Source organism: Syntrophorhabdales bacterium (assembly GCA_035541455.1).
Taxonomy (GTDB): domain Bacteria; phylum Desulfobacterota; class Syntrophorhabdia; order Syntrophorhabdales; family WCHB1-27; genus JADGQN01.
The window spans coordinates 1-13,999 of the sequence record DATKNH010000101.1 but is presented as its reverse complement, the minus strand read 5'-3'; the positions used below and the strand labels follow the sequence as shown (position 1 = coordinate 13,999).

Annotated in this window: 14 protein-coding genes; 7 read left to right on the top strand and 7 right to left on the bottom strand. The window is 52.8% G+C overall.

All coding sequences use genetic code 11. The features are described from left to right. Position 1 precedes the first annotated feature (1 nt). From VMT71_10570 to VMT71_10550, 5 genes are all read right to left on the bottom strand, one after another. Positions 2-1,219, bottom strand: coding sequence for an efflux RND transporter periplasmic adaptor subunit (locus VMT71_10570; GenBank protein HVN24403.1), 1,218 nt, complete (start codon positions 1,217-1,219; stop codon positions 2-4). Positions 1,220-1,352: 133 nt separating this feature from the next. Then, positions 1,353-2,042 (bottom strand): FKBP-type peptidyl-prolyl cis-trans isomerase, encoded by a 690-nt coding sequence (locus VMT71_10565; GenBank protein HVN24402.1) that lies wholly within the window; start codon positions 2,040-2,042, stop codon positions 1,353-1,355. A gap of 94 nt (positions 2,043-2,136) precedes the next feature. Further along, complete coding sequence (locus VMT71_10560) at positions 2,137-3,162, bottom strand: AI-2E family transporter (GenBank protein HVN24401.1); 1,026 nt, start codon at positions 3,160-3,162, stop codon at positions 2,137-2,139. Positions 3,163-3,214: 52 nt separating this feature from the next. Next, positions 3,215-4,255 (bottom strand): mechanosensitive ion channel family protein, encoded by a 1,041-nt coding sequence (locus VMT71_10555; GenBank protein HVN24400.1) that lies wholly within the window; start codon positions 4,253-4,255, stop codon positions 3,215-3,217. Between the two features lie 14 nt (positions 4,256-4,269). Then, positions 4,270-4,857, bottom strand: coding sequence for a hypothetical protein (locus VMT71_10550; protein HVN24399.1), 588 nt, complete (start codon positions 4,855-4,857; stop codon positions 4,270-4,272). A gap of 143 nt (positions 4,858-5,000) precedes the next feature. On the opposite strand from VMT71_10550, the gene VMT71_10545 reads away from it, so the two are divergent. Together VMT71_10545 and VMT71_10540 are read left to right on the top strand one after the other, a co-directional pair. Further along, positions 5,001-6,296, top strand: coding sequence for a glycerate kinase (locus VMT71_10545; protein ID HVN24398.1), 1,296 nt, complete (start codon positions 5,001-5,003; stop codon positions 6,294-6,296). Positions 6,297-6,413: 117 nt separating this feature from the next. Beyond that, a complete protein-coding gene (locus VMT71_10540; GenBank protein HVN24397.1) occupies positions 6,414-7,061 on the top strand; it encodes a response regulator in 648 nt (215 codons plus the stop codon). An 11-nt stretch (positions 7,062-7,072) separates the two neighbouring features. On the opposite strand, the gene VMT71_10535 is transcribed toward VMT71_10540, so the two are convergent. After that, entirely contained in the window at positions 7,073-7,831 is a 759-nt protein-coding gene (locus VMT71_10535; GenBank protein HVN24396.1) for a tRNA (adenine-N1)-methyltransferase, read from the bottom strand. Positions 7,832-8,150: 319 nt separating this feature from the next. Here VMT71_10535 and VMT71_10530 point away from each other — a divergent pair, with 319 nt between their 5' ends. The 5 genes from VMT71_10530 to murJ all read left to right on the top strand — a co-directional run bounded on the left by VMT71_10530 (position 8,151) and on the right by murJ (position 12,847). Next, positions 8,151-8,816, top strand: a complete 666-nt coding sequence (locus VMT71_10530; GenBank protein ID HVN24395.1) for a Smr/MutS family protein — start codon at positions 8,151-8,153, stop codon at positions 8,814-8,816. Positions 8,817-8,874: 58 nt separating this feature from the next. Continuing rightward, positions 8,875-9,675: a pyrroline-5-carboxylate reductase gene (gene proC / locus VMT71_10525; GenBank protein ID HVN24394.1), complete on the top strand. Its 801-nt coding sequence runs from the start codon at positions 8,875-8,877 to the stop codon at positions 9,673-9,675. Then, positions 9,675-10,325 (top strand): protein-L-isoaspartate(D-aspartate) O-methyltransferase, encoded by a 651-nt coding sequence (locus tag VMT71_10520; protein ID HVN24393.1) that lies wholly within the window; start codon positions 9,675-9,677, stop codon positions 10,323-10,325. The genes proC and VMT71_10520 overlap by 1 nt, the downstream gene beginning before the upstream one ends. Further along, on the top strand, positions 10,313-11,188 hold the full coding sequence (locus VMT71_10515; protein HVN24392.1) for a sigma-70 family RNA polymerase sigma factor: 876 nt from the start codon (positions 10,313-10,315) through the stop codon (positions 11,186-11,188). Before VMT71_10520 ends, VMT71_10515 begins: the two co-directional genes overlap by 13 nt. A gap of 114 nt (positions 11,189-11,302) precedes the next feature. Continuing rightward, positions 11,303-12,847 (top strand): murein biosynthesis integral membrane protein MurJ, encoded by a 1,545-nt coding sequence (gene murJ, locus VMT71_10510; GenBank protein HVN24391.1) that lies wholly within the window; start codon positions 11,303-11,305, stop codon positions 12,845-12,847. A gap of 78 nt (positions 12,848-12,925) precedes the next feature. On the opposite strand, the gene VMT71_10505 is transcribed toward murJ, so the two are convergent. Next, positions 12,926-13,999, bottom strand: a 1,074-nt coding sequence (locus VMT71_10505; protein HVN24390.1) for a tetraprenyl-beta-curcumene synthase family protein, incomplete at its 5' end; no start/stop codon positions are given.

Below are 13,999 nucleotides of genomic sequence, written 5' to 3'. Positions count from 1 at the left end.
TTTATTTTACCGCGATCTTTACGGGTAGGCCGCTCCTGAGTGCCGGAGAGGGGTTGAGCACGACACGCTCGCCGGCGCTCACGCCTTCGAGGACTTCCACCATGTCGCCGATGTTCCCTCCCAACCGCACCGGCTTTTCCGTCACGCGACCGCCTGAGACCACGTAGAGCACGTCTGCACCGCTTTTTCGGGCGATAGCGCCCTTGCTCACGGCCGTGCGCGGCTTCTCTTCTCCGCTGGTGACAGGCCTTGACAGGAAGGCAACCTTGGCACTCATCTCCGGCAAGACCCGCTCGTCCTTGTCGAGGAATCTCACTTTCACCAGCACCGTTGCCTTGGTGCGGTCTGCGGTAGGCACAATCATGTGCACTTCACCGCGAAAGCGTGTCTCCGGCAGTGCGTCGAGCTGAATCTCGCACGGTTGGCCCACCTTCACCTTCTCAAGGTTAGACTCGGAAACATCCGCCTCTACGCGCAGCGAATCCATATCGGCGATGGTCACTACTGCAGACTTGGCATTGGCAGCGGCGCCTATCGGGGTCACGATGTCGCCGACATCAGCATTCTTTGTCAGCACTACCCCGTCAAAAGGCGCCCGAATCTGTGTGTATTCGATTGCCACCTTTGCAGCTTCCAGCGCAGCAGTGGCAGCCCGTACAGCCGCTTCTGCGGCAGCCGCTCCCGCAACCGCCTTCTGGTACCGTGCAAAGACAGTGTCGTAATCCGCCTGTGCGATAAGACCCTTACCGACAAGCTCCTTGTTACGATTCAGCGCGAGTGTGGCGTCGTTCAGTTCCGCCCTCGCAGAATCGAGATTGGCCCGCGCGTTGTTGAGGTTCGCCCGGGCCTGCCGTTCAGCCGCCTCCACATCCTTACTCTCCAGACGCGCAATCACCTCGCCCTTTTTTATCCTGCTCCCCTCCTCCACGCCGAGCCAGACAAGACGTCCCGTTACCTTTGAGGCGAGTGCCGATTTGCGCTGCGCCACCACGTACCCGCTGGCGTTCAGAATGGTGAGTCCCTGGGATGGATAGACCTGGACCACGCTGGCCACCTGAACTTCGGTCGCCGGCCTGAGCACGCCCGCAGTATACAGGAAAATCGCAGAAAGCAGAACGAGACCGGCGATACCATATCGCCAGGCCCTCCGCTTCCTTGAAGGAACGGGAGCGGCTTTCGTCTTGGCTATTTTGAGCCGGGAAAGGTCCTCGTCAGCCACGGTCCCTATACCTTGCAGTGATTAGTGAATAGTGATTGGTGTATTGTGAGCAGCGGGTAGTTTAGGGCGGGCAGCGGCACGGTGGCTCACGTACCGTTCTGTGGTTCTTCACTATCCACTCGTCACTATACACTTATTTTACTGATACGAGCTCTATTTCGAAAATCAGCGTGGCGTTGGGACCAATCGGACCGGCGCCTTGTTCGCCGTACGCCAGTTCGGGAGGGACAACTATCTCCCATTTGGAGCCTTCCTTCATCAACTGCAGCGCTTCGGTCCATCCCTTGATGACACCGCTTACCGGAAAGGTCGCGGGTTCGTTTCTCCGATATGAGCTGTCGAACTCGGTGCCATTAATCAGGGTTCCCTTGTATTGCGTTACAACTGTATCGGTTGCCTTCGGCGTCTTGCCGGTGCCTTCCTTGATCACTCTGTACTGCAAGCCGCTGGGCAGCATTTTCACGCCTTCCTTCTTCTTATTGGCAGCCAGGAACGCCGCGCCCTCCTGTTTATTCTTTTCTCCCGCCTTCTTTCTCTCTTCAGCAACTTTTGCGGCCCTCTCCTTCTGATACACCGCTATGATATCTTTCGCTTCCTGATCGCTAATCAAAAGTTTGCTTCCAGACATTGAATCGTTGAGGCCCCTGCTGACAATTGCGGGATCAACGTCGATGGACTGGTTTTTCAGATCGTTGCCGATCTGAACGCCGATGATGTAACTCAGCTTATCCTTCGGCGTCTTCAGTGCGACTCCCTCCGCCGCATACAGACTTGTCGCGAAGAGCAGCATGACTATGGCCATCACAAGTGGTACTGGTTTCATGAATTCTCCTTTGATATAAACAGACTTTTGGCAGGTATATTCTATGTCGTGGCGCCTGAGAAAGCAAGGCACGCAGCGAGGTTAAGGATCGGCACTAAGCATGCGTGCGGTATATACCCACTACCGAAACAAAGATGGCTACAACAAGGGGGCCGAGGACAAGACCCAGCAGGCCGAACACCTGGATCCCGCCGAACACGCTGAAAAAGACCAGGACGAGCGGCATGCTCACCCTGCCCCGGATGATGATAGGTCTCAACACGTTATCCACTGTGCTTATCGCGAAGACACCAATGGCAGCGAGAATAATCGCCTTGGTGACTAACCCTTCTACAACCAGGTAGAGTGCGGCAGGTACCCATACAAGCGCACAACCGACGACAGGAATAAAGGACGTAATCGACATGGCCATTCCCCAGAGCACCGGGGCTCTAATACCAACGATGGCGAACGCCGCCACGCCGATCAGACCTTGCGCGAGAGCAACTACCACGCCACCGTAAATCGTTGACACCACCACGTCCTTTATTTGCTTGGTGAGCTGCTTCTTTTCATGCTCCGGAAAAGGCATGTAGTCTCGGATCTTCTCGATGAATTTCGGTCCGTCCTTGAGGAGAAAAAAAAGGGTAAAAGCCATGAGGACAAAATCGAAAGCACCGGTAATGATATCGCCTATCCTGCCACCCGCAAGTCCAAGCAGATTTTTCCCCAGCCTCGTGAGATTTGCCGTCACAGAGGCCCTGAATTCGGTCTCTGTTATGCTGAACAGAGAAAGTATTCGTTCCACCAGCGGCTTTATCCGGGGATGATTGATAAGGCCTGTTATCTCTTCTGTTGCATGTTCGAAAGGGATATTCTGGAGCTCAACAGCCAACTGATACGAGACATACGAAAGAGGACCGAGCGTGATGACAAGGATGAGAATGAGGATGAGCACTGCTGAAAGACTGCCAGCCCTCACGTATCGCACCAGAAAATTGTGTACCGGGTAGAGCACGATTGCGAATACGATGGCCCAACCGATGGGCACAAAGAAGGGTCTGAATATCAGGTAGGTTACGTAGCCGAGAAGCAGCACAAGTGCTGAAAGTGTGAGCAGCTGAAACCTATTCTCCGTCATTACCCTGCCTCATGCCCTCTTCTGCCGCACACCTCAAAGAAACCTTTCCTGGTCAGTTCTTTGCTCCAGTGGAAGAAGCAGCCCGTTCTGCAGCAGGTATGGTGACTCCTTCCTGTCTCAGTCGTTTAAGAATTCTCTTTCTCAATTCATGCTGCACAAGAAATTGTTCACCGTAGGATGCGGCCTGGCATATGAGAGTAAACTCAAGCCCGTAATCGCCAAAACCGGGTGCCAAGCGGACTATGGGCTCAGGCTCCTTCACAAGGCCTGGGACCTGGCCCACCGCCTTATTTGCCTCCTCGAGTAATATAGCTTCAATGTGGTCCGGGTCGGATGCATAATCTACGCGGACAGCGATCGAGACGGCCATCTTCTTGCCAGGCTGGGAATAGTTGGTTATAGCGCTCTTCGCCATTTTGCTGTTCGGAATGATGACTACATTATCGGGTGCCATCCTCAGTTTCGTACTTCTCCACGTTATATCCTCAACGTATCCTTGCTCGCCTGTTTCCACTTTAATATAGTCCCCAATGCGCAAGGACTTCTCCATAAGAATCTGTATTCCTGAAAAAAGATTTGCCAGCGTGTCCTGCAGTGCGAGCGCCACGGCAAGACCGCCGATACCGAGCGTGGTGACAACCGGCAGAATAGATATGCCAAGCGTATGGAGCGTGACGAGCACGCCCACAAGAAAAATCAGTCCTTTTAAGATGCCGTAAATCAGTCCTGTAGGAGGAGTAGGAAAATTGGCCGACTGGATATAACTCTTGAGCATGCTCCCACAGACATTGGCTGCTGCCAGCGTAACCGAGAAGATAACGATGACATCTATTGCACTGCTGAAGAAAAGAGCATACTTTCCCGGGAGGTCTGAAACCCCAACACCTACGTGAAGACTGATGGCAATACACCAGAAAAAGGAAGGCCAGCTCAGCGATCTGACGACCAGTTCATCTATCCCGATCCTTGGTTCAGCACGTCGTCCGTACCTTCGCAGGACTTTGAACGCGAGCCCTCGAAAAAGAAGGAGCACTATCAGAGTAAAGACCGCAACAGCGAGCGGGAGCAAGACGGGCTGTAGACGCCCTGCCATAGGTCTTCCGTATCCTACTGTTTCTCCGGGCCGGGCGACAACGCCGCCATCACTTTCTCTTTTCCGGCCGCGGTCAGCGATTTCATTATCTTCAGGTCATCATACCCCTGACGAATCTTTCCCGTCTCTAGCCTGACTTTCACGTTGATGAGATCTATCTCGTTCTTACCAATCAAGGCCTGGACCTCTTCACGATTGATCGGAAGTTTTCTCTTGACTGCGTCAGCAACGATGGCTTTCAATTCGTTCGTCTGCTCCTTCAGTTCCTGGAGCATCTGGTCTGCGTCAGCCTTCATCTTGATCCTGGCCGCTTCCACCTGAGAAGAGAGTAGCTGCGCCCCGGAAGAAGCCTCCTCGGCCGCGGCTTTCGCTCCCTTATACTCTTTCTGTGTCAGCAGTTCTTTCGCCCTCTTGAGGGCTGCTTCAGCTTTCTTGTATGCATCCTCCAGGTAAACGTCTGCTTCCTTTGCCCTTGCATTTTCCAAGGCCTTTTCTGCTTTCGCAATTTCCTCTGTCGGCGGCTTTGCACAGCCCGCCACAAGGAAAAGAGAAACTGCCATCAATAGTGCGAGAATACCGACAAAATAATTTTGACGCCCCATCATCCGCCTCCATGCAGGTTCAAAAACTTTCGTATAGTATCAGATTACATCAGTAGCCCTGTGCAATCAATAAAATCCGGGCTATCTTAATCGCAGAGAATTTTGCATTTGACTATTTCACGAAGACGGGCTACGAGATATACATGATGGATCTTGCATCCTGTACCCAGGAAATTTTTTACGCAGCACTGAAAGCGGTCGACCCTTTCAGGGCTGTTCAAGATGAACTGAAGCGGTTCCGCACCTTCTTCCGGGTCGGAGATTTCGCGAGGCTCCTCGTGATTGGCTTCGGCAAGGCGGCTTGGCCAATGGCGTTGGCTTCGGAGGAGGCCCTTGAGGATTTGATCACCAGCGGCATGGTCGTCACAAAGTATGGTCATAGCAAGCCTACGGGGCGGCTTCAAAGAATAGCGCTCCTGGAAGCAGCTCATCCCGTGCCGGATGACAACAGCGTAGCCGCCACCCGGCGCATTCTTGACCTCGTGCGCGAGGCCGACGAAAGGACTCTCGTACTCTGCCTTATATCCGGAGGCGGTTCAGCCTTGCTCGTGGCGCCGACCGAGGGCGTTACTCTGCGCGAAAAGCAAGACGTGACAGGTCTTCTGCTGAAATCAGGGGCAGCAATACAGGAACTGAATGCCGTACGAAAGCACCTCTCCCTGGTAAAAGGCGGCCGTTTGGCGGAAATTGCTCATCCGGCCTCAATCACGTCACTCATCATATCTGACGTGATCGGTGACAGTCTTGACGTAATTGCATCGGGCCCGACGGCACCGGATACTTCGACATACGGCGACGCGCTCGCAGTGCTCGAAAAATACAAACTTATGAAACTGGCGCCACGAGCGGCGGTGTCAACTCTTGAACGAGGCGCGCGGGGCGAGATAGCAGAAACTCCAAAGGAGGAGAACGACATCTTCGACAACGTACAGAACGTTATAGTCGCGAGTAACAGCATGGCGCTGAAAGCTGCGAATGAAAAGGCTCAAGAAATGGGGTTTCAAACCTCTATACTCACGTCAGAACTACAGGGAGAAGCGCGCGAAGCAGGTCGGTGGCTCGCGCAACAAGCACGGAGCATGAATCTGAAGCGGCCCTTCTGTTTACTCTCGGGCGGAGAAACCACGGTCACGGTGAAAGGAACCGGGTTGGGCGGCAGGAATACGGAGCTTGCCCTCGCGTTCGCCCGGGAGATAGACAGCCTGGATGGGATAACTCTTCTGTCGGCCGGAACCGACGGCACAGACGGACCGACAGACGCCGCCGGAGCAATAGTGGATGGTCACACCATCGGCCGGGCCAGGCATCTGAACCTCGATCCGGTGGAACACATGAAAAATAATGACTCCTACACTCTGCTGCAGAAGACGAATAATCTTCTGATCACAGGCCCTACCGGCACGAACGTCATGGACATCCAGATCATCCTCGTGACATAGCATCTATTGGCCTTCGAGTGTCCTCCTGAGGGATGCGTTCCTGCGGCATCTGCCCCGTAACCATGGGAGACACTCGTAGATTGACTCTGTCGTTACGCGCCATTATAATGGAATGTAATGGGCGGAGACGCCAAAGTACTGGTCACGGATGACGATCCCCAAATCCTTGAGCTCACTGCTACAGTGCTGCGAAAAGCAGGTTTCGACGTGCTGGAAGCGTCGACCGGCGGGGGATGCCTCAAGCTTGTGCAATCTCATCGTCCTGACGTAGTCCTGCTGGATGTCGTGCTTCCGGATTTGTCAGGAGTAGACGTATGCAAACGGATCAAAGCGGATAAGAGGCTGGAGGGCATCTTTGTGATCCTCGTGTCCGGCGTCCAGGTCTCTTCTGAATATCAAGCGGAAGGGCTCGATGTGGGCGCCGACGGCTATATCGTCAAACCGATTTCAAACAAGGAACTCGTCGCGAGAGTTCAGTCGATGGTGCGCATCAAGCGCGCCGAGAACGCATTGAGGGAGAGAGAACGGGAACAGGAACGATTGATCTCTGAACTGAGGGAAGCGCTTGCGGAGATCAAGACGCTGAAAGGGTTCATCCCGATTTGTGCATCCTGCAAGAAAATTCGCGACGATCAGGGCTTCTGGAATCGGCTGGAAACGTACATCAGTGAGCATACCGACGCGGTTCTGAGTCACGGCATCTGCCCCGAATGCGCTGAGAAATATAAGAATGAGATAAAGGAGCTTGCAAAAAAGCGTCAATGAAGGCCGCCGCCCTATGAACCACCCTCCTCCACTTTGCGCCCGAACATAAGATATCCGGTATGGGCCACCATGCGGTCATCAGGCCTCAGCCGGTCAGCAACTGTCTTGTATTTTCTGAGGAGTATCTCCAGCACTTCCACATCACCAAACAAAGACTGCATGGCACGAAGCGTTTCCGACACCTGGTTGGATGTCGGAACAATAATGCCAATGCTCCCGCTCGCCTTAAGAAAGGAGCGAACTTTTGCAACAACGGACCAGGGCTCTCGCACGTCAATAAAGACCGAATCAAATTCGGCGCCCTCAAAATCAGAAATATCGGCAAGCCTGAGATCGATGTTGGATGAGCCTGCGAAACGTTCTATATTCTTTCTGGCATTCTTGTAGTGCTTTTCTTCCTTTTCAACGGAAACCACCATGCCCGAGGAACCCACTGCATGCGAAAAGAGCATGGTCAGGGCACCGCTTCCAGTGCCGACCTCGAGTACCCGGTCTCCCTGCTTGAGACTGAGCTTGAAGCAAATATAGCAGGCATCTTTAGGATAGACAATCTGCGTCTCCCTGCGAAGACCATACATGATAATGTCTTCAAGAGTTGGTTCGAACACCTCAAAGAGCCCCTGCCTGATGCCGTACTGAAGACCAACGAGGGATGAGTAATCGAGCGTCCCTCTCTTGCTGTGAAAAAGCTTCTTCGGCTCCAGCCTCTTGAGGTATCTCTTCCCGTCGTGCACGATAAGGACGAGATCATTTTCCCGTATAAGAGCCATCTATGAAGCCTCTCAGCAAAAACTTTTTTTTAATCTGTAATCGATAGGCAGCATGAGCTGTATTTTTTCGCGAAGCGGGTTTGTGCCATAATCAATCAGGTATGTAAGCCACTCCATGGCGTTACTCTAGTATAGGTGAACCGCATTGTCAAAGTGACGGACGCTGCGCCGGAGGGGGCGACGTGAGCCCCGTTGGCAGCCCGCAGGGTAGCGAGCACGGCTCGCGAGAGGGGGAGGCTCCGGCGGCTTTGCAGCCGGAGGGGGCGACGTGAGCCCCGTTATTGTAAGACAGCGCTCCTGGGTTTAAACTTATAATCACATGAAGAACGAGGATTCCATCTATAAATTGTTCGGCGACCTTTCAAGCTTTGTGAAAGATCGCAGTATATCGCTCAAGAAGGAACTTCAGCAAGTCCCCGAAGAGACGTCGGCAGAGGAACCCGTCTCCTTTGACGAAGCAATGAGGGACATACAAAGACTGGAGCACGATAAGAAAAGAATCCGAGGGGTTAGATCAGAACAGAAAATCACGGGCAGAGAACCCGACGGAGAGAGGCAGCTTGCAGAGGCGCTGAGTGAAGAGTACCGGCTCAATGTCACGAATTTGCCCGAATATATGGAGGGCTGTGTTGAGGGTACCAATCCTGCTACCATGGAGAAGCTGAGGTCTGGGGAGTACTCTGCACAGAGGATGCTCGATCTTCACGGGCTCGGCGCAGAAGAGGCCTATGAGATGTTCCAGAGTTTCATCAAAGAGGCCATCCGCTCGAACATCAGGTGTGTCAAGATCATTCACGGACGCGGGCTGAAATCAAAACATGAGCCGGTCTTGAAGAGCAGGCTCAAAGAGTGGGTACTCAGGGCAATGCATCGGAGATGGGTTATCGCCTTCGCGAGCTCCACCATGCGTGGCGGCGGCCCCGGAGCTACGAATATCCTCCTGCGTCAGCAACCCAAAAAGCAAAAACTGCATATCATCGGATGAAGCAAGGGCTTCGTTTACTTTTGCAAACCCATCTGTTATAAGAGAAGAGGAGGAGATCATGGTACGACTGGGAATACTGGGGTTGGGAAACATGGGAGAAGCAATCGTTGGCGCACTCGTGGGATCGGGGTTCAATCGAAAAGATCTCATGGCATTTGAAATCAAGAAAGAACGCGCTGAAGTCGTTGCTAAACGCTATCGCGTCAGCGTCGCCGCGAATGGGAAAGACCTGGCGGAAAAGGCGCAATCTGTTCTTCTCGCAGTAAAGCCACAGGATGCAAGAGTGCTTCTTGAGTCAATCGCCCCTGCCCTGAAAAAAGAGAAACTGGTAATCTCCATAATGGCCGGTGTGACCACGTCAACCATCCTGTCAATGGCACAAAAACCGTTGAAGGTCATCAGAGTCATGCCGAACATCGCTGCTAAAGTCGGTGAGGGAGCCTTGGGCATTACCTCTAATGACCTTGTGACGGAAAAGGAACTGGGAGAAATGAAAAAACTGCTCTCACCGATTGGCCGGATAGTGGACGTCAGGGAGGACCTGATGGACGCAGTTACAGCCCTGGGTGGCAGCGGCCCCGCGTTTCTTCTCTCTTTCCTTGAAGCCATGATTGATGGTGGCGTAAATGTAGGGCTCCCCAGAGACAAGGCGACTACGCTTGCCATACAGACTATCAAGGGGACCATAGCGATGCTGGAAGCGGAAAAGCTCCATCCTTCCCTGATGAAAGAGATGGTCACTTCCCCGGGAGGTACTACGATCGCGGGACTCGTGCATCTTGAGGAAAACGGATTCAAAGGAATTGTAATGAAGGCCCTGGAGAAAGCGCGCAACCGGGCTAAGGAACTTTCGGCTTGATGCGCAACGGTTACGAAAGCCAACGTCTTCAGATGGTAGAAGACCAGATTAAGGACCGCGGCGTGAGAGACAGACGGGTGCTTGAAGCATTCCGAAAGGTTCCGCGTCACCTGTTCCTCGATGAAGCCCTCTGGCCCCAAGCGTACGAGGATCATCCGCTGCCCATTGGTGAGAAGCAGACAATCTCGCAACCGTATATCGTTGCGCTTATGACAGAGGCTCTGCATTTGACAGGGCAGGAGAAGGTGCTGGAAATAGGAACCGGCTCAGGGTACCAGACGGCGATACTCGCGGAACTCGCAGAGCGCGTCTATTCGGTAGAACGCATCCCCTCGCTGGCGAAGCGGGCCCGCAGGCTGCTCGACGAATTAAAGTACAGTAATGTAATAGTTAACATAGGTGACGGGACGCAGGGATGGCGGGAATACAGTCCCTATGAAGGTATTATTGTAACGGCGGCCGCGCCTGAAGCTCCAGATCCTTTGCTCCAGCAACTGGAAACAGGGGGCCGGCTGGTGGTGCCTATTGGCGATGAATTTCAACAGGAACTCGTAGTCTACGTCAAAGAAGGAGAGGACAGGTATCGCGAGGAGAACTACGGAGGGGTGAGATTCGTCAAGCTGATAGGGACATACGGATGGAAAGATTGACCGAAGAAAGAGAGTCCGTTGACTATTTCGAAGAAGATGATTTTGAAGCCGAAAGGCTCTACCTGAGGGACTTGCGCAAACTGTCCACGATGAGCGAGGAAGAGGAAAAGGAGCTGGCGGAGAGAATCTCACGGGGTGACAGAGATGCACGAAGGAAGATGATCGAGACAAATCTCAGATTGGTGGTCAAGATAGCCAGAAGATACGTAACCCCGGGAGTCTCAATACTCGATCTTATAGAAGAAGGGAACATAGGATTAATAAAGGCAGTTGAGAAATTTGACCTTTCAAAGAACTGCCGCTTTTCAACATACGCGACGTGGTGGATCAGAGAATCGATCGAACGGGCCGTACTCAACTACTCACGGATAGTCAGGTTGCCCGTGCATGTCACCTCTCGCATGCGAAAGATATCCAAAGTTATACAGGAGTACATCGAAAGAGAGGGAAGAGAGCCGACTGTGGAAGAGATTCATCTCAGCACAGATGTGCCCGTCGCCTTTATACGAAATGTGATGTTTATAGTCACTAAGACGGATTCGATCGATACGCTTCTTGACGAAGAAGAAAATGTGAGCACGGAGCGTTACCTGCCGGGTCTTTCCGTAGACGAAGCGCTCTCTGCACTGGAGCAGACGAAAAGGATCGAGTACATAGCCTCGTGGTTGGACAGATTGCGCGAGGATGAGAAAAGAGTGATTGTGCTGAGATACGGCCTTGATGGAGAGGAACCACAAACGCTCGAATCAATAGGTAAACTTTTCGGCGTGACCAGAGAGCGCATACGACAGATTGAACACAAGACTATCGCCAAGCTCCAGAGAGTCGTCAGACGAAACAACATAGGGAGAGAAACCATTTAGCGGTCCCGCAAGGCCGTTAGATGTTACGATTTACATGTTACATGTTTCGAGTTCAGAGCTAAACTGCAAAAACTCCTGCCTTGAACTTGCAACCCGTAACCCGGAACTCGTAACGTGCAGTATGGGGAAAGACTTCTGAGCCAAACATCTGCTAATTACCTCATCCGGAAAGGTTCTGTCATTACAGGCATCACCCTCGTGAGCAGGCCCTTGGGTTTTGTGAGGGAGGCTGTCCAGGCGTACCTTTTCGGGGCAACGAGCCTTGTCGGCGCATTCGTCATCGCCTTTAACTTCCCGGAATTGATACAGACGCTTTTCTTCGCCGGGGCGACCAGTGCCTTTCTCATCCCGGTCTGCTCCAAATACCTCGAAGATCGGGAAGAGTTCTCCAGGGTATATTCACTTTTCATGAACGTAGCTATCATCGTCACCGCTGTCGTCTCAGTAATTCTTCTCGCAGCCAGTGTGCCGGTAGTGCGGCTCATCGCCCCGGGGTTTAGATCCGAAAGCAGGGACGTCACGCGTCTGCTTTTCATCATCATGCTGCCTGTTATTCCACTTCACGCCATACTTTCGGTGATGAAGGCGTTTCTAAATGCGAAGGAGCAGTTTGCGGCACCGGAACTGTCAGGCATCATCTGGAACATAATCTTTATCCTCGCCGCCCTCACAGCCAGCGGCACCATCGGAATCTACAGTCTGGCCGTAGGCGTTTCGCTGGGTGCAATCGCTCAGGTTCTGCTTCAGATACCCTATTTGCGGAAGCTTGGCATCCGTTACCATATGACAATCCCTCTTGGTCATCCCTCACTCAGGGAGGCAAAGCGGCTCTTCACCGGCGCGTTGATCGCGACGTCTGTTGTGCCGATCAACAGCTTCATCGGCAGAAGCATGGCCACCTACTTGCCTGAAGGCGGCGTTGCTTCACTCGCATATGCCTTTCGTATTTTTCTTTTCCCATACAGCCTTTTCGCAGTTCCGATTTACACGGTGCTCTTCTCAAAACTTTCGAGGTTATTTCACGAAGAAGACTGGGAAGGGATAGAGTCTCACGTAGACAGTTCCCTGGTGCTTGTCTGCATAACGCTCATTCCCTCGACGATCTTTCTTTGCTTTGCCGGCGACGTACTGGTCAGGCTGCTCTACCAACGGGGTGCTTTTTCGACCAAAGATACGCTGATGACCTATCGCGCTCTCTCCGGATACAGCGTCGGCCTGGTTTTTTATGCATTGTCGATTTCCTTCGTCCGCATCTTTAATGCACGCCATGACATGAAAACTCCTGCCGTGGTCGGTCTCACGTCTATCGCGCTGAACGCGGTACTGGTTTACCTTCTCATGATACCGCTCGGAAATCTCGGGGTAGCGCTTGCAACGTCGATAATCTCTTTCTACAATTTTTTAGTGCTGTATGTGCTCTACAAGAAAAGGACGGGTTATCGGCCGTCAGGAAGAACGAGGAAAGAGATTGTATTGTCTTTTGTCGCCGGCGCTATCGTCGCGCTTCTGCTCTTCGGTCTTCGCAACGTGATACCCGGAAGACCTTATCTATTCTTCACGCTGGGGTTTCTCATCACAGTAGCCATCTATGCAATGTTTTTTAAAAATTACTATCTCACGTTCTTGAAAAGGAGACAGGAAAAACAAATAGAGAGCTAGGTTGAGGTTAAGAAAGACTCATTGCCGTGGAGTCTTTCACGTTATTTAACCCTAACCTGCTTGATCTCTTGCCCCTCGCTACACTTTGCGCAGCCTCCGCCGTACCCAGCACGTAAGAAAAAAGAGCAATGTAGCCCCCCTGCCCTCTTTCATAATGCGTAGCGCCATCTCCCGCATTCTTTCCTGGCGGTCGACCTTTCTATCGGAGAGATAGATGGCGAGGAGACCGTGACACACCATGCGGTGGAACCTTTCGTGAGGCAATTGCGCAACCGCCCTGTCCGCTTCCTTGAACACGGCCACGAGCCGTTGCACCATGGTGTCGCTGTTCTCGTAAAAAGAACAGAAATTGAGATCGCCCGCCAGCCGGTCTTCTTCCTGGTCAACAAAGTAGTCTAAAAGAATATGCAGCCCCTGCACCCATGGGAAATAGGCATCGCGTAAAGCCTGTGCATGCTTTGCCGATAAAGATGGAAGAAAGGCGGATGAGACGAGACAGAAAATACCAAGAGTCGAACCTGCAGAAGCCGCGAATTCGTACCACCTCATCTCCGGAAGGCTTCCCCTATATTCATCAAACCATGCCTGAAGCCTGGGTACACGCTCTTCCAATCGCACGTGCTTGTGCACCTGCAGGTCCGCATAATAGCCCTCCAATTCCCATAGCCACTGTGCGACGACGTCATAACGCGGAACCCTGGAAAGCACTTCCTGACAGGTCCCGACGAGATCAGAAAGATAGTGTGCGTCGTCCTGCTCAGGCCTCAATCGATAATAGTTGACAGGAGCTTTTCCGGGTGTCAGAGCGTGAAGCATCGACTCGTGGAGGGCAGTGAAATCCCCGGGGTCCAGGCTTGTGCTGCGATCGCACAGGTTATCAAGGTAATCAGAAATGGTCTGGTAAGCAACGATAAACCTGACGGCCTCGTCACGGTGGTCGCCCGCAAGAAGCGCGTACAGCGCGCCCCCTTCGCAGTGAAAGGTCTTTGTCTCTATGCTCGCAAGAGCCTGCCTGCGCAATTCAGGGTCAGGGATGGCAGCGGCTCTTCTTTTCCAATGATCGAGATGCCGACGCACCCTGGGTATGACACTGGACAGGATCTTGGCGGTCATGGTCCATGGAACCCTTGGCACGGACATCCGTTTGTTCCC